Here is a 19,452-nt window from a genome sequence, read left to right as displayed (position 1 = left end):
AACAGAATAAATCCATTAAATTCAATTGATTGAGATACTTGTTTGTTCATGGCTGAAAAATAGATAGCTTTATTAATGTTCGATTATCGGTCAGTTACGGTTGACGAGTACCGTCGGCTGTTTCCATTCTTGGCTCGCGAGGCTGACAGGGCCGAGCGTGTGCCAACCCAATAACAACAACAAAAATGGACATCGAACATGCCAGAACTCCCTTTGGAGGATGCCGTTGCCGTGGCGTCCGTCTCCTGTGTGTCGAACAACACTCCACGCCGGCTGATGGCATTGCTGGCCTTGAGCGTGCTGCCCGGTTCGCTGTGGGCTGCAGGCTTTATCGACGACAGCCACGGCACCCTGACCTTGCGCAATTATTACCTGGACCGTGACTACAAGGACGACGGTGCGAAGACCGCCGCACGGGAATGGGCCCAGGCGTTCATCCTCAACCTGGAATCGGGTTACACCCCTGGCCCGGTGGGTTTTGGCCTGGATGTACGCGGGTTGATGGGGGTCAAGCTCGACTCTTCGCCGGACCGCAGCGGTACCGAGTTGTTGCCGGTGTCGGCCAGCGACAAGCGCGCCGCCGACGAGTACTCGCGCCTGGCCCCCACCGCCAAACTGCGGTTCGCCCAAACCACGGTCAAGGCCGGCGATGTGTCGATCTTCCTGCCGTTTGCCTTTGCCAGTCCGTCGCGGCTGCTGCCGCAAACGTTTCGCGGCACCACGTTGAGCTCCAAGGACATCGATGGCCTGACCCTCAACACGGGCTATATCGACCGCATCAACAAACGCGACTCCACCGACTACCAGGCCATGACCATCGCCTCACCCAACCGGCGCTTCAACGCCACCGCCACCACCTCGCACCTGGCTTATGTCGGCGGTGATTACCAGGTCAACAAAGACCTCAGCCTGCGGGTCTATCACTCGCAGATCGCGGACCTCTACCAGCAGGACACTCTGGCGCTGCTGCACAACTTGCCGGTGGGTGATGGCGTGCTCACCAGCGACCTGCGCAGTTTTTTCAGCCGTGAGGATGGCAGTGCCAAGGCAGGCAGGGTGGATAACCGCAACCTCTCGGCGTTGTTTGGCTATCGCCTGGGCGGCCATCGCGTCAGCCTTGGCTACATGCACTCAAGCGGGGAGACGGCCACGCCCTATATCTCGGGAACGGAGTTGATGGGCATGAGCGAACTGACCATGAGCTCGGACTTTCTCAACGCCAAGGAGCGCACCTGGCAAGCCATCTACGACTATGACTTCGCAGCATCGGGTGTGCCGGGGCTGAAGACTCGGCTGCGCTATGTGCGTGGCGACCACATCGAACTGGCCGCGTTGAACGCCGAGGATCGCAAGGAGCGCGAGTTCCAGATGGAACTGGGGTATGTGATTCAGAGCGGCCCGCTGAAGAACGTCGGGTTCATGGCGCGCAAGTCGATCTACCGCAATGACTTCCCCGGCGGCGCGGCGTTTCGCGATGAAAACCAGACCCGTTTCCTGGTGCTCTACACCGTGGCGCTCTGGTAGGCCGATCAGTCCTGGTAGACCTTCTTCAGCAAGCGCAGCAGCTCTTCACGCTCCTGGCCGTCGAGCGCGGCCGTGGCGTCGAGGTCACTCTGGGCGGCGATCGCCTTGAGTTCCTTGAGCAGGGTTTCGCCGCTCTTGCTGAGGAAGATCCCGTAGGAGCGCTTGTCCGGTTTGCAGCGTACCCGCACGGCCAGAGCGCGGCTTTCCAGCTTGTTCAACAACGGCACCACCTGGGGCGGCTCGATGGCCAGGGCGCGTGCCAGGTCGGCCTGCATCAGCCCGGGGTTCTGCTCGATGATCGCCAGGGCCGAGAACTGCGCCGGGCGCAGGTCGTGGTCCGACAACCGGCCGATCAGGTTCTGGAACAGCTTGAGCTGGGCGCGACGCATGGCGTAACCGATCAGATCGTCCAGGGCTGAATCCAGCGGCGGCCGTACCTCGTCGTTGTCGGGCAGGGCCTGGCTGGCGGTGGCGATGTTGGAAGGCTTGGCCATTGGCAGTGCAATCCTCAAAAGGTGCAGGTTAATAAGGCTATCTAGTTTGCCGGTGTTGGCGCGCTATGGCTATGCCGGGTTTTCACAGCACCTGCAACGCGTGGGTTTTAAGCAGAGAAAATATTGGTTATTCAGATTAATAGTTAATTGACATAACTATATTTGCGGTTTAATTTCGAATCATCTTCACACCCAGAACAAGAGCATATCGCCATGAGCAATTACGAAGGCCGTTGGACCACAGTCAAGGTTGAGATCGAAGAAGGCATCGCCTGGGTCATTCTCAATCGTCCGGAAAAACGCAACGCCATGAGCCCCACCCTGAACCGGGAAATGATCGACGTCCTGGAAACCCTCGAGCAGGACCCTGCCGCCGGCGTGCTGGTCCTCACCGGTGCGGGCGAAGCCTGGACGGCGGGCATGGACCTCAAGGAGTACTTCCGTGAAGTGGATGCCGGCCCGGAAATCCTCCAGGAAAAAATCCGCCGCGAAGCCTCGCAATGGCAATGGAAACTGCTGCGCATGTACGCCAAGCCGACCATCGCCATGGTCAATGGCTGGTGCTTCGGCGGTGGCTTCAGCCCGCTGGTGGCGTGCGACCTGGCGATCTGCGCCGACGAAGCGACCTTCGGCCTCTCGGAAATCAATTGGGGCATCCCGCCGGGCAACCTGGTGAGCAAGGCCATGGCCGACACCGTGGGCCATCGTCAATCGCTGTACTACATCATGACCGGCAAGACCTTTGGCGGGCAGAAAGCCGCGCAAATGGGCCTGGTCAACGAAAGCGTGCCCCTGGCTCAACTGCGCGAAGTGACCATCGAACTGGCGCGCAACCTGCTGGAGAAAAACCCGGTGGTGCTGCGTGCGGCCAAGCATGGCTTCAAGCGCTGCCGCGAACTGACCTGGGAGCAGAATGAGGATTACCTCTACGCCAAGCTCGACCAGTCGCGCCTGCTCGACACCGAAGGCGGTCGCGAGCAGGGCATGAAACAGTTCCTCGACGACAAGAGCATCAAGCCTGGCCTGCAGGCCTATAAACGCTGAAGGGCGCGGCCACCTGGCCGCGCCGTTGTACCCTGCTTGAACGTATTCCCGATAAAGACAATAAAGAGGAATCACCATGCTGGACGTGCCCCTGTTGATCGGCGGCCAGTCGTGCCCCGCCCGTGACGGTCGAACCTTCGAACGTCGCAACCCGGTGACCGGTGAAGTGGTCTCGCGGGTGGCTGCGGCGACCCTGGAAGATGCCGACGCCGCGGTCGCCGCCGCCCATGCCGCGTTCCCCGCGTGGGCGGCGCTGGCGCCCAACGAACGCCGCACCCGCTTGCTCAACGCTGCCGAGCAATTGCAGGCGCGCAGCAGCGAATTTATCGCCGCCGCCGGCGAGACTGGCGCCATGCCCAACTGGTATGGCTTCAACGTGCGTCTGGCGGCCAATATGCTGCGCGAAGCGGCGTCGATGACCACCCAGATTACGGGGGAGGTGATCCCTTCCGATGTCCCCGGCAGTTTCGCCATGGCCTTGCGTCAGCCTTGCGGTGTGGTGCTGGGTATCGCGCCATGGAATGCCCCGGTCATCCTCGCCACACGCGCCATCGCCATGCCGCTGGCCTGCGGTAACACCGTGGTGCTCAAGGCCTCGGAGCTGAGCCCGGCAGTGCACCGCCTGATCGGCCAGGTGTTACAGGACGCCGGCCTGGGCGATGGCGTGGTCAACGTCATCAGCAATGCCCCGGCCGATGCTGCCGCGATTGTCGAGCGGCTGATCGCCAACCCGGCCGTGCGCCGGGTCAATTTCACCGGCTCGACCCATGTCGGGCGGATTGTCGGCGAGCTCTCGGCCCGCTACCTCAAGCCGGCGTTGCTGGAGTTGGGCGGCAAGGCGCCGTTGCTGGTGCTCGACGATGCCGATCTTGACGCGGCTGTGGCGGCGGCGGCCTTTGGCGCCTATTTCAACCAGGGCCAGATTTGCATGTCCACCGAACGCCTGATCGTCGATGCGAAAGTCGCCGATGCGTTCACCGCCAAGCTGGCGGCCAAGGTCGCGACCCTGCGTGCGGGTGACCCCGCTGCGGCGGATTCGGTACTCGGTTCCCTGGTGGACGCCAGCGCCGGCACACGCATCAAGGCCCTGATCGACGATGCCCTGGCCAAGGGCGCGCGGCTGGTGGTAGGCGGCCAGCTGGAGGGCAGCATCCTGCAGCCGACCCTGATCGATGGCGTCACCGAACACATGCGCCTGTACCGCGAAGAGTCCTTCGGCCCGGTGGCCGTCCTGCTGCGTGGTGAGGGTGATGAAGCCTTGTTGCGGCTGGCCAACGATTCCGAGTTCGGCCTGTCGGCGGCGATCTTCAGTCGCGACACCGGGCGCGCGCTGGCACTGGCGCAGCGGGTCGAGTCGGGTATTTGCCATATCAACGGCCCGACCGTGCATGACGAGGCGCAGATGCCGTTTGGTGGGGTCAAGTCCAGTGGGTACGGCAGCTTTGGTGGCAAGGCGTCCATTGAGCACTTCACGCAATTGCGCTGGGTGACCTTGCAGAACGGGCCACGGCATTACCCGATCTGAGCAGTTGCTGCGACATAACAATAACAAGGCGGCTGTGATCCGCCTTGCTGGAGGACACCCTTGTGAGTTCCGAATTCCGACCGCAACCCCAGCCCGCACCGAGATACCGCGAAGTCTCCATCGGCCACGCACCAGTGGCGGTCACTGAAGAACACGGCGTGTTGCACATGCGCTCCCTGGAACCCCTGGCCGAGTTGCCGGCGCGCCTGCTCGATCGCCTGGTGCATTGGGCTCGGGTACGGCCCGAGCAGACGTTTATCGCGGCACGCCAGGCCGGTGGGGATTGGCGCCGTGTCAGCTACCGCGAGATGCTCGACAGCGTGCGCGCAATTGCCCAGGGCCTGCTCAGCTACGGGCTGTCGGCGGACAAGCCGCTGGCCTTGCTGTCGGGCAACGACATCGAGCATTTGCAGGTCGCCCTCGGCGCCATGTACGCCGGTATTCCGTACTGCCCGGTCTCGCCGGCGTACGCGTTGTTGTCCCAGGATTTCGCCAAGCTGCGGCATGTGTGCGACCTGCTGCAACCGGGCTTGGTGTTTGTCAGCGATGCGGCGCTGTACCAGCGCGCCATCGACGCCGTCTTGCCGGCCGAGACCCCGTTAATCTGCGTGCGCGGCCACGTCCCCGGGCGCAGCCAGATAAGCTTCGCCAGCCTGCTGCAAACGCCGGGCAGCGCCGAGGCCGACGCGGCGTTCCAGGCCACCGGTCCCGACAGCATCGCCAAGTTTCTCTTCACCTCGGGCTCGACCAAATTGCCCAAGGCCGTGATCACCACCCAGCGCATGCTCTGCGCCAACCAGCAGATGCTGTTGCAGACGTTTCCGGTGTTCGGTGAGGAACCGCCGGTGCTGGTGGACTGGCTGCCGTGGAATCACACCTTTGGCGGCAGCCACAACGTCGGCATCGTGCTCTACAACGGTGGCACCTTTTATCTGGACGACGGCAAGCCCACGGTCCAGGGTTTTGCCCAGACCTTGCGCAACCTCAAGGAGATTTCGCCCACGGCTTACCTGACGGTGCCCAAGGGCTGGGAAGAGCTGGTCAACGCCCTGGAACAGGACGCCGAGTTGCGTGAGCGTTTTTTTGCGCGGATGAAACTGTTCTTCTTCGCTGCCGCCGGCCTGTCCCAAAGTATCTGGGATCGCCTCGACCGCGTGGCCGAACAGCACTGCGGTGAACGCATCCGCATGATGGCCGGGCTGGGCATGACCGAAGCCGCGCCGTCCTGCACCTTCACCACCGGGCCGTTGTCCATGGCCGGCTATATCGGTTTGCCCGCGCCGGGCTGCGAGGTGCGCCTGGTGCCGGTGGACGGCAAGTTCGAAGGGCGCTTTCGCGGGCCGCATATCATGCCGGGGTACTGGCGGGCGCCCCAGCAAACCGCCGAGGTCTTCGATGAACACGGGTTTTACTGTTCAGGAGACGCGATCAAGCTCGCCGACCCTCAGCAGCCGCAACTGGGCCTGATGTTCGATGGGCGAATTGCCGAGGATTTCAAGCTCTCTTCCGGTGTGTTTGTCAGCGTGGGTCCGTTGCGCAATCGCGCGGTGCTCGACGGCTCGCCCTATGTGCAGGACCTGGTGATTGCCGCGCCCGATCGCGAGTGCCTCGGAGCACTGGTGTTCCCCAGGCTCTACGAATGCCGTCGGCTGGCGGGCCTGGACGCCGCCGCCAGCGACGCCGACGTGCTCGGCAGCGCGCCGGTGCGCCAGTGGTTCGGCGACTGGTTGCAACGCCTCAATCGCGAGGCCACCGGCAATGCCAGTCGCCTGGAATGGATTGCCTTGCTCGACGAGCCGGCGTCCATCGACCGTGGGGAAATCACCGACAAAGGTTCGATCAACCAGCGCGCCGTGCTGCAATGGCGCGCGGCCAAGGTCGAGGCGTTGTATCGCGGCGAAGAGGCGACGATCCTGCGCGCCGAGCCGAAACCTTGAACGGGCAGTATTCGGCATTTGCCGATGTGGCGATTTTCGAGGCCGTGCGCACCCCCTGGATTGACCTGGGTGGAGCACTGTCTCAGGTCTCACCCATCGACCTGGGGATCAAGGTTGGCCGTGAGGTCATGGCCCGGGCCGATATTGAACCGCAGGCGGTGGACAGCGTTCTGGCCGGCTCCATGGCCCAGGCCAGTTTCGATGCCTACTTGCTGCCACGGCATATCGGCTTGTACAGCGGGGTGGCGCAAGCGGTCCCGGCACTGGGGGTGCAGCGCATCTGCGCCACCGGTTTCGAACTGTTGCGCCAGGCTGCCGGGCAACTGCGGGACGGCGTGCAACTGGCCTTGTGTGTGGCCAGTGAATCCATGTCGCGCAACCCCATCGCGGCTTACACCCACAGGGGCGGGTTTCGTCTTGGCGGCGAGGTCCAGTTCAAGGATTTTCTGTGGGAAGCCCTGTACGACCCGGCCCCGGGCCTGGACATGATCGCCACGGCCGACAACCTGGCGCGCCGTTATGGCCTGGGCCGCGAGGCGGTGGACCGCTACGCCTGCGCCAGCCACCAGCGAGCGTTGCAGGCGCAGCGTGACGGCGCTTGGGTTGACGAGGTGGTGGCGGTCGATAACCAGGTATTCGAGCTTGAGGGATACCAGCCCAGAGGCATCAGCCTGGCGCCTCGGACCGCTGCCGTCAGCGAGGACAGCCACCCACGGCCCACCGACCTTGAGAGCCTGACACGCTTGCGCGCTGTGCATCCCGGCGGCGTGCAAACCGCCGGCAACAGTTGTGCCGTGGTGGATGGCGCGGCGGCGGCGTTGGTGGGCCGCGCCTCGGCCTGCACGCGTCCGGCCCTGGCGCGGTTGCTGGCCAGCGCGGTGGTCGGCGTGGCCCCCGAGTTCATGGGCATCGGCCCGGCGCCGGCGATTCGTCTGCTGCTGCAACGCCGCGGGTTGAATCTGGATGACATCGGCCGCTTCGAGATCAACGAAGCCCAGGCCGCCCAAGTGCTGGCGGTGGCCCATGAACTTGAGCTGGACAGCACCCGCCTCAACGTCCAGGGCGGCTCGCTGGCACTCGGGCATCCACTGGCTGCCACAGGCCTGCGCCTGGTCATGTCCCTGGCCCGGCAACTGCGTCAGCACAACCTGCGCTACGGGATTGCCGCGGCGTGTGTGGGCGGCGGGCAGGGCATGGCGCTGCTGATCGAGAACCCTGCTTTTCGCGCTTGAGTGCGTGATTCTTTTTTAGTCGATGAGGTGTCCCGATGTGGAGCTATGAGGCGCCCCTGCGCGATATGCAATTTATCCTCGAGCACTGGTTGCAGGCGCCCGACAGCTGGCGGCGCAACCCGGCGTTCGAGGCCCTCGACCTGCCGCTGGCATTACAAGTATTGGAGGAGGCGGCACGCTTCAGCCAGGGCGTGCTGGCGCCGTTGAACAGCCACGGTGATCGCCAGGGCTGCCGCTGGCAGGCGGGCCAGGTCAGCACCCCGGACGGCTTCGTCGAGGCCTATCGTGCTTACGTCGAGGGTGGTTGGCCGGCGCTGGCGTGCGCCGAAGAGCAGGGCGGGCAGGGCCTGCCGCAACTGCTCGACGCGGCGCTGCAAGAGATGCTCTACGCCAGCAACCATGCCTGGGCCATGTACACCGGGATCGCCCACGGCGCCTACCTGTGCCTCAAGACTCACGCCGCGCCTTGGCTGCAGGCACGCTACCTGCCGGAGATTGTCAGTGGCCAGGCGTTGCCCACCATGTGCCTGACCGAGTCCCAGGCCGGCAGCGATGTCGGTTTGCTGCGCTGTCGCGCTGAACCCCAGGCGGATGGCAGCTATCGCTTGAGCGGCAGCAAGCTGTTTATCTCCGGCGGTGAGCACGACCTCACGGCCAATATTCTGCACCTGGTGCTGGCGCGCCTGCCCGATGCGCCGCCGGGCAGTCGCGGCATTTCACTGTTCCTGGTCCCCAGGCAGCTGGACGATGGCCGGGCCAATGGTGTGCATTGCGACGGTATCGAACACAAGATGGGCATCAAGGGCAGCGCCACCTGCTCCCTGGTATTCAACGCCGCCCAAGGCTGGCTGATCGGTGATGCCAATCAGGGCCTGGCGGCGATGTTCGTGATGATGAATTCGGCGCGCCTGCATGTCGGCCTGCAAGGCCTGGGGCATGTCGAGGCGGCTTGGCAGAATGCCCGGCAGTACGCTGCCGAGCGTGTGCAGATGCGTGCACCGTCAAGGCCCAAAGACGTGACGGCCCAGGCCGCTGACCCGATCCGTTATCACCCGGCCATGCGCCGCGTGTTGCTGGAGCTGCGCACCACCAGCGAGGGTATGCGTGCCATCGGCTATTGGGCGGCGCACCTGCTGGATCAGGCCGAGCATGGCCAGGACGCCTCGGCTGCCCGGTTGGCGCCTTTGCTGACGCCCATCATCAAGGCGTTTTTTACCGAACAGGGCTTTCGTCAGGCCAGCAATGCGTTGCAGGTATTTGGCGGTTACGGCTATGTCACCGAGTTCGCCATCGAGCAAACCCTGCGGGACAGTCGCATCGCGATGATCTACGAGGGCAGTAACGAGATCCAGGCCAATGACCTGTTGCTGCGCAAAGTGCTCGGGGATGAAGGTCAAGCCTTTGGCCTGCTGCTGGCCGAGTTGCGTGCCGAGGCCGGGCAGGGCGTGCAGTCTGTCGAGTGCGCAGGGTTCTCCCGCGCATTGGGCGGCCTGTTCGACGCGCTGGCCAGTGTGGTGAGCACCGTGCGTGAACGCGCACAGGAAGACAGTGAATACCCCTATCGGGCCGCGCCGGATTTCCTCCAGCTCTGTGGCGTGGCGTTGCTGGCCTTTGCCTGGGCGCGGGCTGCGCGGGTCTCCAGGGCATTGCCCGAAGATGACCCATTGCGTGCCGCCAAGCTGCAAAGCGCCGGGTTCTTTTTCGATTACCTGCCGTCGCGGCTGGCGCAACACCTGGGTGCCATAGAGGCGGCGCGCGCCGCACTGGCGTTCGTCTGACGGGATCGGATGCTTGCGGTACTATGGCAGGCCACGTGTTCTGGAAGTTGCCTGGATGAGTAAGCCCGGTCAATTGGTGCTGGTTGCACTGCGCAAGATGATTGCCAACGGTGAGTTGGTGGCGGGGGAGCGCCTGATGGAAACCCCTACGGCGCAACGCTTTGGTGTGTCGCGCATGCCCGTGCGCATGGCGTTTCGTACCCTTGAGCAGGAAGGGCTGCTGGTGCCGTTTGGCGGGCGCGGCTATCAGGTGCGGTCGGTCAGCCCCAGTGACATTGCCGGCGCCGTCGAAGTGCGCGGTGTGCTGGAAGGCCTGGCTGCGCGGCAAGCCGCCGAGCATGGTCTTTGCGACGCGGCGCGTGCGGAGCTGGAGCGCTGCCTGGTGGAAGGCGACCAGCTGTTCGACAAAGGCTACGTGACCGAAGATGACCTTGAGGTTTACCACGACCTGAACATGCGCTTTCACCAGGTCATTGTGGAGGGCAGCCACAACCCGGCGATCACGGATGCGCTGGCACGCAATGATCACCTGCCCTTCGCATCGGTGACCGCGCTGGCGGTGGATCGTGAGGACATGGCTCGTGAATATCGGCGCTTCAACTATGCCCACATGCAGCATCACTCGGTGTTCGATGCCCTGGTCAATCGCCAGGGCGCGCGCGCCGAAGCCATCATGCGCGAACACGCCAACGCCACGTTGCGTTATGCCGAGATCTTCAGCTCAGCCACCGCCGACGCGCGCATGAAGGTGATTTTGCCCGCGTCGTGACACGGTTCAGATGTCGAGCACCAACAGTGGGGTTTTCGAGCGTGAGCAGCAGGGCGTGAACTGGTCGTTCAGCGCCTGTTCCTGCTCGGTGAGGAACAGGTCGCGGTGCTCCGGGATGCCTTCCAGCACACGGGTCAGGCAGGTGCCGCAGATCCCTTGTTCGCAGGACACGGCAATCTCGATGCCCTGGCTTTCCAGGACCTGGACCACGGTCTTGTCGGCGGGGATCGTGAAGACCTGGCCGCTGCTGCCGAGCTTCACTGAAAAGCTCACGTCGAGGCTGTTGTCCACGGGCGCCGCCGAGAAGTACTCGCGATGCAGGCAGTCCTCCTGCCAGCCTTGCGCCCGCGCGCTGTCTAGCACGTGTTGCATGAAGCCGCCGGGGCCGCAGACATACAGGTGCACATCGTCTGCGGGCGCAGCCAACACCTCGGCAGTCTTGAGGGCCGTGTGGGGCTGCTCATCGAAATGCAGGCACACGCGCTCGGCAAACGGTGACGTCTTGAGCCGCTGTACAAACGCAGCACGTTCACTGGCGCGGGCACAATAATGCAGGTCGAAGTCGGCACCTGCATGGGCCAGGCGCTCGGCCATGCACAGGATCGGGGTGATGCCGATGCCGCCGGCGAACAGCAGGCTGCGTCGTGCTTCATGGGCGAGGGGGAATAGATTGCGTGGTTCGCTGATCGTCAGGTGGGCGCCCTCGTGTACCTGCTCGTGCAAACTGCGCGAGCCGCCGCGAGAAGCCGGGTCGTTGAGTACGCCGATCAGATAGCGATGACGCTCCTCGGGGTGATTGCACAGCGAATACTGGCGCACCAGTCCGTCCGGCAGATGCACGTCAATGTGCGCGCCGGCACTGAAGGCGGGCAGCGGCTGGCCATCGACCCTGGCCAGTTCATAGCTGCAAATGTCCTGGGCTTCGTTATTACGGGATACCACCACCACATCGATCATGTTCGGTCCTCGCAGAGTTGTCGCGCCATTCAGGCGGTGGTGGTCGTGATCAGTTGTGGTTCGAGGGCGCGTTCCTTGGCAATCAGTCGCTCCAGGATTTTGCGCGACTGCACGCCGCCGGCATCGATATTCAGCTTGAGCAGGTTGCGTTGCGGGTGGGCCAGCAGGTTCACCTGCTGACGCTCGAGCATCTCCAGGTCTTCGCTGAAAATCTTCCCTTGGCCTTCGCGAATGCTGGCGGTCAGCGCCTCATCGTGAGGGTTGAAGTTGCGCGCCATGCCCCAGAAATACCAGATCGACGTCTCGGTTTGCGGGGTGATGAAGTCGACCACGATGCTTGCCGCCTTGTGTTCGGGCGCTGCGTGGTAGCCGCCCTTGCCGGCGTGGGCCACGCCGACTTCGATCAGCACGTGGCTGGGCGGGGTGAAGCGACAGATCTGCCAGCGGTCCACCGGCACATCGTCGGCGAGGTTGTTGCCGCGCAGGGCCATGCGCCAGAACGGCGGAGCCAGGATGTTTTCCATGTGCCGGGCGGTGACGACTTCGTCGCCTTCAACCGTGGTGACGGGCGGCGCTTCATCGATTTCCTTTTGGCCGATGCTGGAAGCGTGGACGTAGGTTTCGTGGGTCAGGTCCATCAGGTTGTCGATCATCAGGCGGTAATCGCACTGGATATCAAACAGCCCGCCGCCGTACGCCCACTGGTCACTCACTGCCCACTCCAGATGGTGAATCAGTGCCGGGTCGGCAAGGGCCTGATCGCCGGGCCATACCCAGATAAAGCCATAGCGTTCAACCGCGGCGAAGGTCTTGTTGCACGGAAAACCACGCACCCGCTGCCCGGGCATTTCGACAGTCTTACCGTCGGCCCCCATGACCAAGCCGTGATAGCCGCAAACCAGGTTGCCATTTTCGACATAACCCAGTGAAAGCGGTGCACCGCGATGGGGGCAGAAGTCCTCGAGGGCGACGACGCTGCCTTGCGGGCCACGATAAAACACCATTTTTTCACCGCAGATCTGCCGACCCAGTGGTTTTTGGGCGATTTCATCGGGTGTGCAGGCGACGTACCAAGTGTTTTTGGGGTACATGGCGACTCTCTGGCTGGTTAATTATTTTTGTTTAATGGATCCATTAAATTTCCAGAGCTGCTGTGAGTCAATGTATTAATCAGTTGTTTAAGGTCATTTTGGGCGATTATCGATCGATGTGAATTTATTGGATCCATTGAGCGGGAGGCGTTCAGTGTGCTGATGGCAAAAAAAGGCCTGCCAGAAAATACCCTGTGTAAATCATCAGGCGTCACCAAGCCCTTCTACGGACATCCGCTACTTTCTAGCGCAGAAATGGGAAGTTGCTGCGTCATTTAGTAGCAAATCGCTTTTACCCGCTTTGCGCAATTTCCCCCACCCGAACGGAAGACTTCATTTAAATCAATGGGTAATGTTCTGCGGGTGGTGTTGGCACGCGTTATGCTTTTTTGTATTCGTGGATAATTGGATACAAAAATACAAAGAGGCTGCCAATGCAATTTGCCCCCGCTTACGTTGACCGCCAGCCCCTCACTGCCGAGGAGGAGGCCTACAACTTCCTCCTCGACGCCATCTGCGGCGGTCGTTTCCGCAAGGGCGATCGCCTGATCGCCGAGGATATCGCCAGCGAGATCGGCATGAGCCGCATGCCGGTGCGTGAGGCATTCCGCCGCCTGGACGCCCAGGGCCTGGTGACGCTGCGGCCCAATCGCGGTGCCATCGTCAGCGGCCTGGATATCGCTGAGCTGCACGAGGTATTCGAGATGCGCAGCGCACTGGAAGGCCTGGCGGTGCGCGTCGCGGTCAGCCGTATCGGTGAGCGCCAGATGGCGGCTCTGGAGCGGCTGCTGGACGAGATGGATGACTACCGCGACGAGAGCGCCGCGTGGGTCCGTTGCCACCGTGCCTTTCACGAATACCTGTGCGGGCTCAGCGGCCGGCCACGCTTGCTCAAGCAGATTTCGGCGTTGTATTCGCTGGTGGAAGCGCCCATGCGCTTGTGGCTGCAGCACAGCGAAAAACCCCTCAGCGCACGCCAGGAGCACGCCGTAATCCTCGACGCGATTCGCGCCGGTGACGCCGCCGGTGCCGAAGCTGTGGTACGCGAACACATCGAAAGCACCGTGCCGCTGCTGATTCAATTTCTGCAATTGGAAAAATAAAAGAGGCGGGTCCCAACCCGCCCATGTTTAGACGTTGATTCCTGCCCCGTTATTTAACGAAGTGGAGTGTCTGGTCATGCATAAACAACACCGCGCCTTGCTGGTGGCTGTAACCCTGGGTCTCTGTACGCAATGGGCCTGCGCCGCAGTCCAGGTGCCTGAGCGCCTGAAGAGCGTCGACAAACTCACCTATTGCTCGGGGATGGATTCACCGCCCCTGGTGTCCTTCGACGAATCCCAGAAACCGCGTGGGCTCACCGTCGACCTGGGCCTGGAAATCGCCAAGCGCCTGGGCAATAAAACCGTGCAATGGCGGGTCATTCCGTTTTCCGGCCTGGTGCCGGCGCTGCTTGCCCAGCAGTGCGACATGATCGTCGACCAACTGTTCGACAAGCCCGAGCGGCGCCAGGTGATCGACATCGTCAACTACATGTATTCCAGCCAGGCGGTGGTGGTGCCCAAGGGCAACCCCAAAGGCATCAAGACCCTGGATGACCTGTCCACGCGCAAGGTGGCGGTGCTCAACGGCTCTACCATCAAGGCCCTGCTCGATACCCAGAACGAGAGCCTCGCCAAGGCCGGCAAGCCACCGATGAAACTGGTGGTCTACAACACCGACACCGATGCGTTCCAGGCGCTGCGCATCAGCCAGGTCGACGCCTATGGCACCACCGTGGAAACCGCCGGTTACTACGCGGCGATGGCCCCGGAGCTGTTCCAGGAAGGGGTACCTGCATTCAGCCGCATCCTCACCGGCCTGGGCATGCGCAAGGACGACCCGCAACTGACCGCCGCCGTGCAGCAGATCATCAGCGACATGCGCAGCGACGGCAGCTATGTGCAATTGCTCAACAAATGGCACGTCAGCAGCGACTCACTTGACTGAGGTTCTACCACAATGAATTTCAATTGGGATGTGTTCTGGCAATACCTGCTGCAGCCCAGTGGGGTCTACCTCACCGGGCTGTGGCTGACGTGCCTGATCAGCGTGCTGGCGATGCTGCTCGGCTGTGCGCTGGGCCTGGCGGCCGCGCTGTTGCGCCTGTCGAAGAACCCGCTGCTGCACCTGCCGGTACGCCTTTATGTGTGGCTGATGCGCGGCACACCGCTGCTGGTGCAGATTGTGTTTTTGTACACCGCACTGGCAGCGGGCGGGATCTTCCGCTTCGAGGACATCGAGCTGTTCGGGCTGATCATCCCCGGCAATATTCAGGCGGCGATCATCGCCCTGGGCCTGAATGAAGGCGCGTACATGGCCGAAATCATCCGCGCCGGCATCGGCGCGGTGGACAAGGGCCAGTACGAAGCCGGGCGTTCCCTGGGCATGGGGTTCGGCAAACTGATGCGGCGCATTGTGCTGCCCCAGGCGTTTCGGGTGATCGTGCCGCCGCTGGGCAATGAGTTCAATGTGATGCTCAAGAACACCACGCTGGTGAGTGTGATCGGCGTGCAGGAGTTGTTGCTCAGCACGCAGATGGTGACCTCGGCGACGTTTCGCGTATTCGAGTTGTACCTGGTCGTCGCGATTTACTTCCTGACCTTGACCACGCTGTGGGGCTTTTTCCAACGCTGGCTCGAAAACCGTTTCGGCCAGTCCGATCGACCTTCGGCGCCACCTCCGGCCGCCAGCCGCATGTTCGGTCGCAGCACCCTGAAACTGCTGAGGGGACGTTAACCATGGCGCACCAAAGTGAAGAGCTGATCATTGACGCACAGGATATCCAGAAGTCGTTCGGCGAGTTGCAGATCCTCAAGGGCATCTCCCTGCAGGTGCGGCGTGGCGAAGTAGTGGTGCTGATCGGCGCCTCCGGCTCCGGCAAGACCACCTTTATCCGCTGCATCAACCTGCTGGAAGACATCCAGGGCGGGCGCATTCGCGTCAACGGCCGTGCCATGGGCTATCGCGAACGCGCCGATGGCAGCCTGGTGCGCGATTCGGAGCGCAACATCGCCCGTCAGCGTCGCGACATCGGCATGGTGTTCCAGCGCTTCAACCTGTTCCCGCACATGACTGCATTGGAAAACATCATCGAAGCGCCGATCCAGGTGCTCGGCGTACCGCGTGCCCAGGCGCTGGAACAGGCTCGGGGCTTGCTGGCGCGGGTCGGCCTGGCGGACAAGGCCAGCCACTACCCGTCGATGCTCTCCGGTGGCCAGCAGCAACGGGTGGCGATTGCCCGTGCGCTGGCGATGAAACCCCAGGCGATGCTGTTCGACGAACCCACCAGCGCCCTCGACCCGGAAACCGTCGGCGAAGTGCTGCAGGTGATGAAGGAGCTGGCCGAGGAGGGCATGACCATGGTGGTGGTCACCCACGAAATGGGCTTTGCCCGTGAAGTGGCCGACCGCGTGGTGGTGCTCGACCAGGGCGAGCTGATCGAACAAGGGCCGCCGGAGCAGATTTTCAGCCGTCCCAGCCATCCGCGTACCCGGGCGTTTCTCAGCCGCGTGTTATGACCTTTTTTTGAAGAGCCTTTGCCATGTTGAAATTCTCCGCTCACGAATACCCCTACCCGTCGCAACGCCAGAGCGTATTTGCCCGTCGCGGCATGGTCGCGGCGTCCCAGCCGCTGGCGGCCCAGGCCGGCATCGAAATCATGCAAAAGGGCGGCAATGCCATTGATGCCGCCATCGCCACCGCCGCTGCGCTGACCGTTGTAGAGCCCACCGGTTGTGGACTGGGTGGCGATGCCTTTGCGCTGGTGTGGTGCAAGGGGCAGTTGCATGGCCTGAACGGCAACGGCCATGCGCCGGCCGCCTTGAGTATCGAGGCGGTCAAGGCGGCAGGGCATCAACAGATGCCGCTGTACGGCTGGACCTCGGTGACGGTGCCCGGTTGCCCGTCGGCGTGGGCCGAGTTGTCCAAACGCTTCGGTAAATTGCCGTTTGCCGATTTGCTGCAGCCGGCCATCAGCCTGGCGCGCGACGGTTTCCCGTTGTCGCCGGTGGTCGCCCATCAATGGCAGATATCCTTGAACGAATTCAGCCCGCACCGCGATGACGTGCTGCACGCCTGGTTCGACACCTTCCTCATCGACGGGCGCGCGCCCCGGGCCGGCGAGATTTTCCGCAACCCGGCCCAGGCCCGTACCCTGGAAGAACTCGCCGCCACCGGCTGCGAAAGCCTGTATCGCGGCGCGCTGGCCGAGCGCCTGGATGCGCATTCGCGCGCCAGCGGTGGTTACCTGCGCGCCAGCGACCTCAAGGATTACCGCGCGCAGTGGGTGGAGCCGATCCACATCAATTACCGGGGCGTGGATGTTTGGGAAATCCCGCCGAGCGGCCAGGGCCTGGTTGCACTGATGGCGCTGAAGATCCTCGAAGGCTTCAACTTCGATCACCGCGACAGCCAGCAAACCTGGCATCGCCAGCTGGAAGCCATGAAGCTGGCCTACAGCGACGGCCTGCATTACATCACCGACCCTGCGCACATGCGCGTGGCGGTGGCCGACCTGCTGAGTGACGATTACAGCACCCGTCGCCGTGGCCAGATCGGCGAACAGGCGCAGCCGCCCAAACCCGGCGCCCCCCATGCCAGCGGCACGGTGTACCTGGCGACCGCCGACGCCGAAGGCAATATGGTTTCGTTCATCCAGAGCAACTACCACGGCTTCGGCTCCGGCGTGGTGCTGCCCGACAGCGGCATCGCCTTGCAGAATCGCGGGCAGGAATTCAGCCTCGATGAGTCCCATGCCAATTGCCTGGCACCGGGCAAGAAAACCTTCCACACCATCATCCCGGGTTTTCTCAGCAAGGACGGCCAGGCCCTTGGACCGTTCGGCGTGATGGGCGGCTACATGCAGCCCCAGGGCCATGTGCAGATGGTGATGAACCTGGTGGACTTCGGCCTCAACCCGCAGGCGGCCCTCGACGCACCGCGCTGGCAATGGCTGGGCGACATGAAGGTCGGCATCGAACACGGCGCGTCCCGCGACCTGGTCAATGCGCTGGCGCGACGCGGGCACAAGGTGCAGACCGACAGCGACCTGACCGACTACGGGCGTGGGCAGATCATCCTGCGTGACCCGGCCACCGGCGTGTTGTGCGGGGGCACTGAGCCAAGGGCGGACTCACATATCGCGGTTTGGTGAGCGGCGACACAAGCGCTGAGCCAGACGGCTAATAATGGTGGGGGGATGAGTTGTTTGATCGTCGCGACGGCGAGTGGGCGCCGCCGCAAGCCTCAATGTGCACGTTGACTCATCAAATACGGCGAGGCTCCCCCTGCGTAATTTCGCGTATCAGGCTCAGGTAACGCAGCGCGCCCAGTCCCAGGGGGCGGTTTTTTACCCAGATGATATCGACCCATAACCGCATCTGACTCGGCATGTAGTCAAACACCACCTCCGTCAATGCGCCTGACGTGATCAGAGGGTGTACCAGCGATTTTGGAAGATAAGCCCAACCCAACCCTTGCTGCACCAGGTCCAGCGTGGCCAGATAATTGTCGCTGTGCCAAATCCGCCGCGACAGCACAACACGTGGGTCAGAGTCTGCAGGTCCACCTGTGGCGACGATGATCTGCCGAACGTTGACCAGTTGCTCCTCGCTCAAGGGGCTTTTCTTGCCGGCGGCCGCAGGGTGATCTGGAGCAGCAACCGCTACTAACAACTGGCTCCCCGCTTCAAGAAATGTTTCCCGCTCATCAAGCCCTGGTCGTTCAAATCCCAGTGCCAATTGCACACGCCCTTCATGGAGCATGCGCATTGCCTCCGGATGGGACGCGGAGCGAATCTCGATTTCCAGCGTGGGAAACTCCCTGGCGATAATCGACAGCGGACGATTCCATACGCCTGTTTGCAACTCCGGCGCCATCGCAAAGACCAGGCGCTCCTCCAACCCCTGATGCAACTGCAGGGCATGCGCATCCAGCAGGTTTATCTGGCTCGCGACCTGTCGTGCCTGGGGCTCAAGGGCCTTGGCGGCGGCCGTAGGAATGGCTTTGCGAGTTGATCGGTCAAACAGCAACAAATCCAGCTCTGCTTCAAGCTGCGACACCGCCATGTTAACGGCCGAGGGTACCCGGCCTAATTTTCGCGCCGCCGCCGAAAAGGATCCGCTGTCGATGACCGCGAGGAAAATTTTAAGTGACTCACTGGTAAACGCCATGGGAGTTGTCAGATTTTCTGATGATGATCGTCTTTATGTATCAGATTTATTCGCCTAGTTTCTACTCTCTTTCACATTAACTACGTGGGGCACACCCTGTTGGATACGCAATTGAGAGAGCATGTTGCACTCGTCAGTGGTGCCGGGAGTGAATCCGGGATCGGCATGGCTATCGCTCGCAGGCTAGGTGCATCCGGGGCAAAGTTGATCATCACTGCCAGCAGCAACCGCATTGTGGATCGGGTTAAAGCGCTGCGCCTTGAAGGGTTTGAAGTTGAAGGCAGGCCCACTGATCTTACCGATGAAAGTCAGGTGCGAGACTTCAGCCTCTGGGCAGAGTCAGTCTGGGGGCGGGTCGATATTCTGGTGAACAATGCCGGTATGTCCATGCACGGCAGCCCTGAGATTTTCTCGGAATTGGCGTCGATGGAACTGCATGACTGGAACCTTTCACTGGCCCGAAACCTGACCACTGCCTTTCTGCTGACCCGAGCCGTGTTGCCCGGTATGAAGGCGAGAAGTTACGGGCGCATTGTCAATATCAGTTCCACCACGGGCACCCGCGGGAGCAATCCGGGGGAAGCCGCGTATAGCGCCGCCAAGGCCGCGATGGTGGGCATGAACATGGGGCTTGCGCTTGAGGTCGCCAAGCAGGGGATTACCGTCAACAGCGTGGCCCCCGGCTGGATCACCACGGGCTCAACCACCCCCGTTGAAGCCGAGGCGGGGCGCTTCACCCCGATTGGGCGCGCAGGCAGCCCCCGCGAAGTGGCGGCGGCGGTTGCATTTCTGGCATCGCCTGACGCCAGCTACATCACAGGGGAAGTCCTTGTGGTGGATGGCGGGAACTGTCTGGTCGAGAACAAAGCCCCTCACGGCGATTATTAAG

General features: G+C 62.5%; 17 protein-coding genes. 13 read left to right on the top strand and 4 right to left on the bottom strand.

Features of this window, described 5'->3' with window-relative positions; genetic code table 11:
* The first annotated feature begins 198 nt into the window (after positions 1–198).
* Complete coding sequence (locus QF043_RS17840; RefSeq protein ID WP_307419588.1) at positions 199–1,524, top strand: OprD family porin; 1,326 nt, start codon at positions 199–201, stop codon at positions 1,522–1,524.
* Between the two features lie 5 nt (positions 1,525–1,529).
* Here the strand turns inward: QF043_RS17840 and QF043_RS17835 are convergent, their stop codons facing one another.
* Positions 1,530–2,018: a MarR family winged helix-turn-helix transcriptional regulator gene (locus tag QF043_RS17835; protein ID WP_056858004.1), complete on the bottom strand. Its 489-nt coding sequence runs from the start codon at positions 2,016–2,018 to the stop codon at positions 1,530–1,532.
* A 213-nt stretch (positions 2,019–2,231) separates the two neighbouring features.
* On the opposite strand from QF043_RS17835, the gene QF043_RS17830 reads away from it, so the two are divergent.
* The 6 genes from QF043_RS17830 (at position 2,232) to QF043_RS17805 (ending at position 10,303) form a co-directional block, all read left to right on the top strand.
* Positions 2,232–3,062, top strand: coding sequence for a p-hydroxycinnamoyl CoA hydratase/lyase (locus QF043_RS17830; RefSeq protein WP_017139056.1), 831 nt, complete (start codon positions 2,232–2,234; stop codon positions 3,060–3,062).
* Positions 3,063–3,138: 76 nt separating this feature from the next.
* Positions 3,139–4,587, top strand: coding sequence for an aldehyde dehydrogenase (locus tag QF043_RS17825; protein ID WP_307419587.1), 1,449 nt, complete (start codon positions 3,139–3,141; stop codon positions 4,585–4,587).
* 62 nt (positions 4,588–4,649) lie between these two features.
* Positions 4,650–6,524: a feruloyl-CoA synthase gene (locus QF043_RS17820; protein WP_307419586.1), complete on the top strand. Its 1,875-nt coding sequence runs from the start codon at positions 4,650–4,652 to the stop codon at positions 6,522–6,524.
* Complete coding sequence (locus tag QF043_RS17815; RefSeq protein WP_307419585.1) at positions 6,521–7,756, top strand: thiolase family protein; 1,236 nt, start codon at positions 6,521–6,523, stop codon at positions 7,754–7,756. The genes QF043_RS17820 and QF043_RS17815 overlap by 4 nt, the downstream gene beginning before the upstream one ends.
* 35 nt (positions 7,757–7,791) lie before the next feature.
* Positions 7,792–9,534, top strand: coding sequence for an acyl-CoA dehydrogenase family protein (locus QF043_RS17810; RefSeq protein WP_307419584.1), 1,743 nt, complete (start codon positions 7,792–7,794; stop codon positions 9,532–9,534).
* A gap of 55 nt (positions 9,535–9,589) precedes the next feature.
* A complete protein-coding gene (locus QF043_RS17805; RefSeq protein WP_307419583.1) occupies positions 9,590–10,303 on the top strand; it encodes a GntR family transcriptional regulator in 714 nt (237 codons plus the stop codon).
* A 6-nt stretch (positions 10,304–10,309) separates the two neighbouring features.
* Here the strand turns inward: QF043_RS17805 and QF043_RS17800 are convergent, their stop codons facing one another.
* Positions 10,310–11,260 carry a PDR/VanB family oxidoreductase gene (locus tag QF043_RS17800; RefSeq protein WP_307419582.1) on the bottom strand — a complete coding sequence of 317 codons (951 nt, stop codon included), beginning with the start codon at positions 11,258–11,260 and terminating at the stop codon, positions 10,310–10,312.
* A gap of 29 nt (positions 11,261–11,289) precedes the next feature.
* Complete coding sequence (locus QF043_RS17795; RefSeq protein WP_307419581.1) at positions 11,290–12,351, bottom strand: aromatic ring-hydroxylating dioxygenase subunit alpha; 1,062 nt, start codon at positions 12,349–12,351, stop codon at positions 11,290–11,292.
* Positions 12,352–12,785: 434 nt separating this feature from the next.
* Between QF043_RS17795 and QF043_RS17790 the strand changes: the two genes are divergently transcribed.
* The 5 genes from QF043_RS17790 (at position 12,786) to QF043_RS17770 (ending at position 17,545) form a co-directional block, all read left to right on the top strand.
* On the top strand, positions 12,786–13,454 hold the full coding sequence (locus QF043_RS17790; RefSeq protein WP_056857996.1) for a GntR family transcriptional regulator: 669 nt from the start codon (positions 12,786–12,788) through the stop codon (positions 13,452–13,454).
* A gap of 76 nt (positions 13,455–13,530) precedes the next feature.
* A complete protein-coding gene (locus tag QF043_RS17785) occupies positions 13,531–14,340 on the top strand; it encodes an ABC transporter substrate-binding protein (protein WP_307419580.1) in 810 nt (269 codons plus the stop codon).
* Positions 14,341–14,352: 12 nt separating this feature from the next.
* Entirely contained in the window at positions 14,353–15,129 is a 777-nt protein-coding gene (locus QF043_RS17780) for an amino acid ABC transporter permease (RefSeq protein WP_003236553.1), read from the top strand.
* 2 nt (positions 15,130–15,131) lie between these two features.
* Positions 15,132–15,911 carry an amino acid ABC transporter ATP-binding protein gene (locus QF043_RS17775; protein WP_065888097.1) on the top strand — a complete coding sequence of 260 codons (780 nt, stop codon included), beginning with the start codon at positions 15,132–15,134 and terminating at the stop codon, positions 15,909–15,911.
* A 23-nt stretch (positions 15,912–15,934) separates the two neighbouring features.
* Positions 15,935–17,545, top strand: a complete 1,611-nt coding sequence (locus QF043_RS17770) for a gamma-glutamyltransferase family protein (protein WP_307419579.1) — start codon at positions 15,935–15,937, stop codon at positions 17,543–17,545.
* A gap of 112 nt (positions 17,546–17,657) precedes the next feature.
* On the opposite strand, the gene QF043_RS17765 is transcribed toward QF043_RS17770, so the two are convergent.
* Entirely contained in the window at positions 17,658–18,563 is a 906-nt protein-coding gene (locus QF043_RS17765) for a LysR family transcriptional regulator (RefSeq protein WP_307419578.1), read from the bottom strand.
* A gap of 96 nt (positions 18,564–18,659) precedes the next feature.
* Here QF043_RS17765 and QF043_RS17760 point away from each other — a divergent pair, with 96 nt between their 5' ends.
* Positions 18,660–19,451, top strand: coding sequence for an SDR family NAD(P)-dependent oxidoreductase (locus QF043_RS17760; protein WP_307421433.1), 792 nt, complete (start codon positions 18,660–18,662; stop codon positions 19,449–19,451).
* Position 19,452 lies beyond the last annotated feature (1 nt).

It is taken from the genome of Pseudomonas sp. W3I7, assembly GCF_030816095.1.
Taxonomy (GTDB): Bacteria; Pseudomonadota; Gammaproteobacteria; order Pseudomonadales; family Pseudomonadaceae; genus Aquipseudomonas; species Aquipseudomonas salomonii.
The sequence above is the reverse complement of the archived record's forward strand: the minus strand, read 5'-3'. Positions and strand labels throughout refer to the sequence as shown.

What these genes read in the sequence shown, in the direction of transcription:
- QF043_RS17785 (WP_307419580.1), top strand. Translation starts at nt 13,531, where the DNA reads ATGCATAAACAACACCGCGCCTTGCTGGTGGCTGTAACCCTGGGTCTC.
- QF043_RS17805 (WP_307419583.1), top strand. Translation starts at nt 9,590, where the DNA reads ATGAGTAAGCCCGGTCAATTGGTGCTGGTTGCACTGCGCAAGATGATT.
- QF043_RS17775 (WP_065888097.1), top strand. Translation starts at nt 15,132, where the DNA reads ATGGCGCACCAAAGTGAAGAGCTGATCATTGACGCACAGGATATCCAG.
- QF043_RS17790 (WP_056857996.1), top strand. Translation starts at nt 12,786, where the DNA reads ATGCAATTTGCCCCCGCTTACGTTGACCGCCAGCCCCTCACTGCCGAG.
- QF043_RS17765 (WP_307419578.1), bottom strand. Translation starts at nt 18,563, where the DNA reads ATGGCGTTTACCAGTGAGTCACTTAAAATTTTCCTCGCGGTCATCGAC.
- QF043_RS17830 (WP_017139056.1), top strand. Translation starts at nt 2,232, where the DNA reads ATGAGCAATTACGAAGGCCGTTGGACCACAGTCAAGGTTGAGATCGAA.
- QF043_RS17840 (WP_307419588.1), top strand. Translation starts at nt 199, where the DNA reads ATGCCAGAACTCCCTTTGGAGGATGCCGTTGCCGTGGCGTCCGTCTCC.
- QF043_RS17810 (WP_307419584.1), top strand. Translation starts at nt 7,792, where the DNA reads ATGTGGAGCTATGAGGCGCCCCTGCGCGATATGCAATTTATCCTCGAG.
- QF043_RS17795 (WP_307419581.1), bottom strand. Translation starts at nt 12,351, where the DNA reads ATGTACCCCAAAAACACTTGGTACGTCGCCTGCACACCCGATGAAATC.
- QF043_RS17780 (WP_003236553.1), top strand. Translation starts at nt 14,353, where the DNA reads ATGAATTTCAATTGGGATGTGTTCTGGCAATACCTGCTGCAGCCCAGT.
- QF043_RS17770 (WP_307419579.1), top strand. Translation starts at nt 15,935, where the DNA reads ATGTTGAAATTCTCCGCTCACGAATACCCCTACCCGTCGCAACGCCAG.
- QF043_RS17825 (WP_307419587.1), top strand. Translation starts at nt 3,139, where the DNA reads ATGCTGGACGTGCCCCTGTTGATCGGCGGCCAGTCGTGCCCCGCCCGT.
- QF043_RS17835 (WP_056858004.1), bottom strand. Translation starts at nt 2,018, where the DNA reads ATGGCCAAGCCTTCCAACATCGCCACCGCCAGCCAGGCCCTGCCCGAC.
- QF043_RS17800 (WP_307419582.1), bottom strand. Translation starts at nt 11,260, where the DNA reads ATGATCGATGTGGTGGTGGTATCCCGTAATAACGAAGCCCAGGACATT.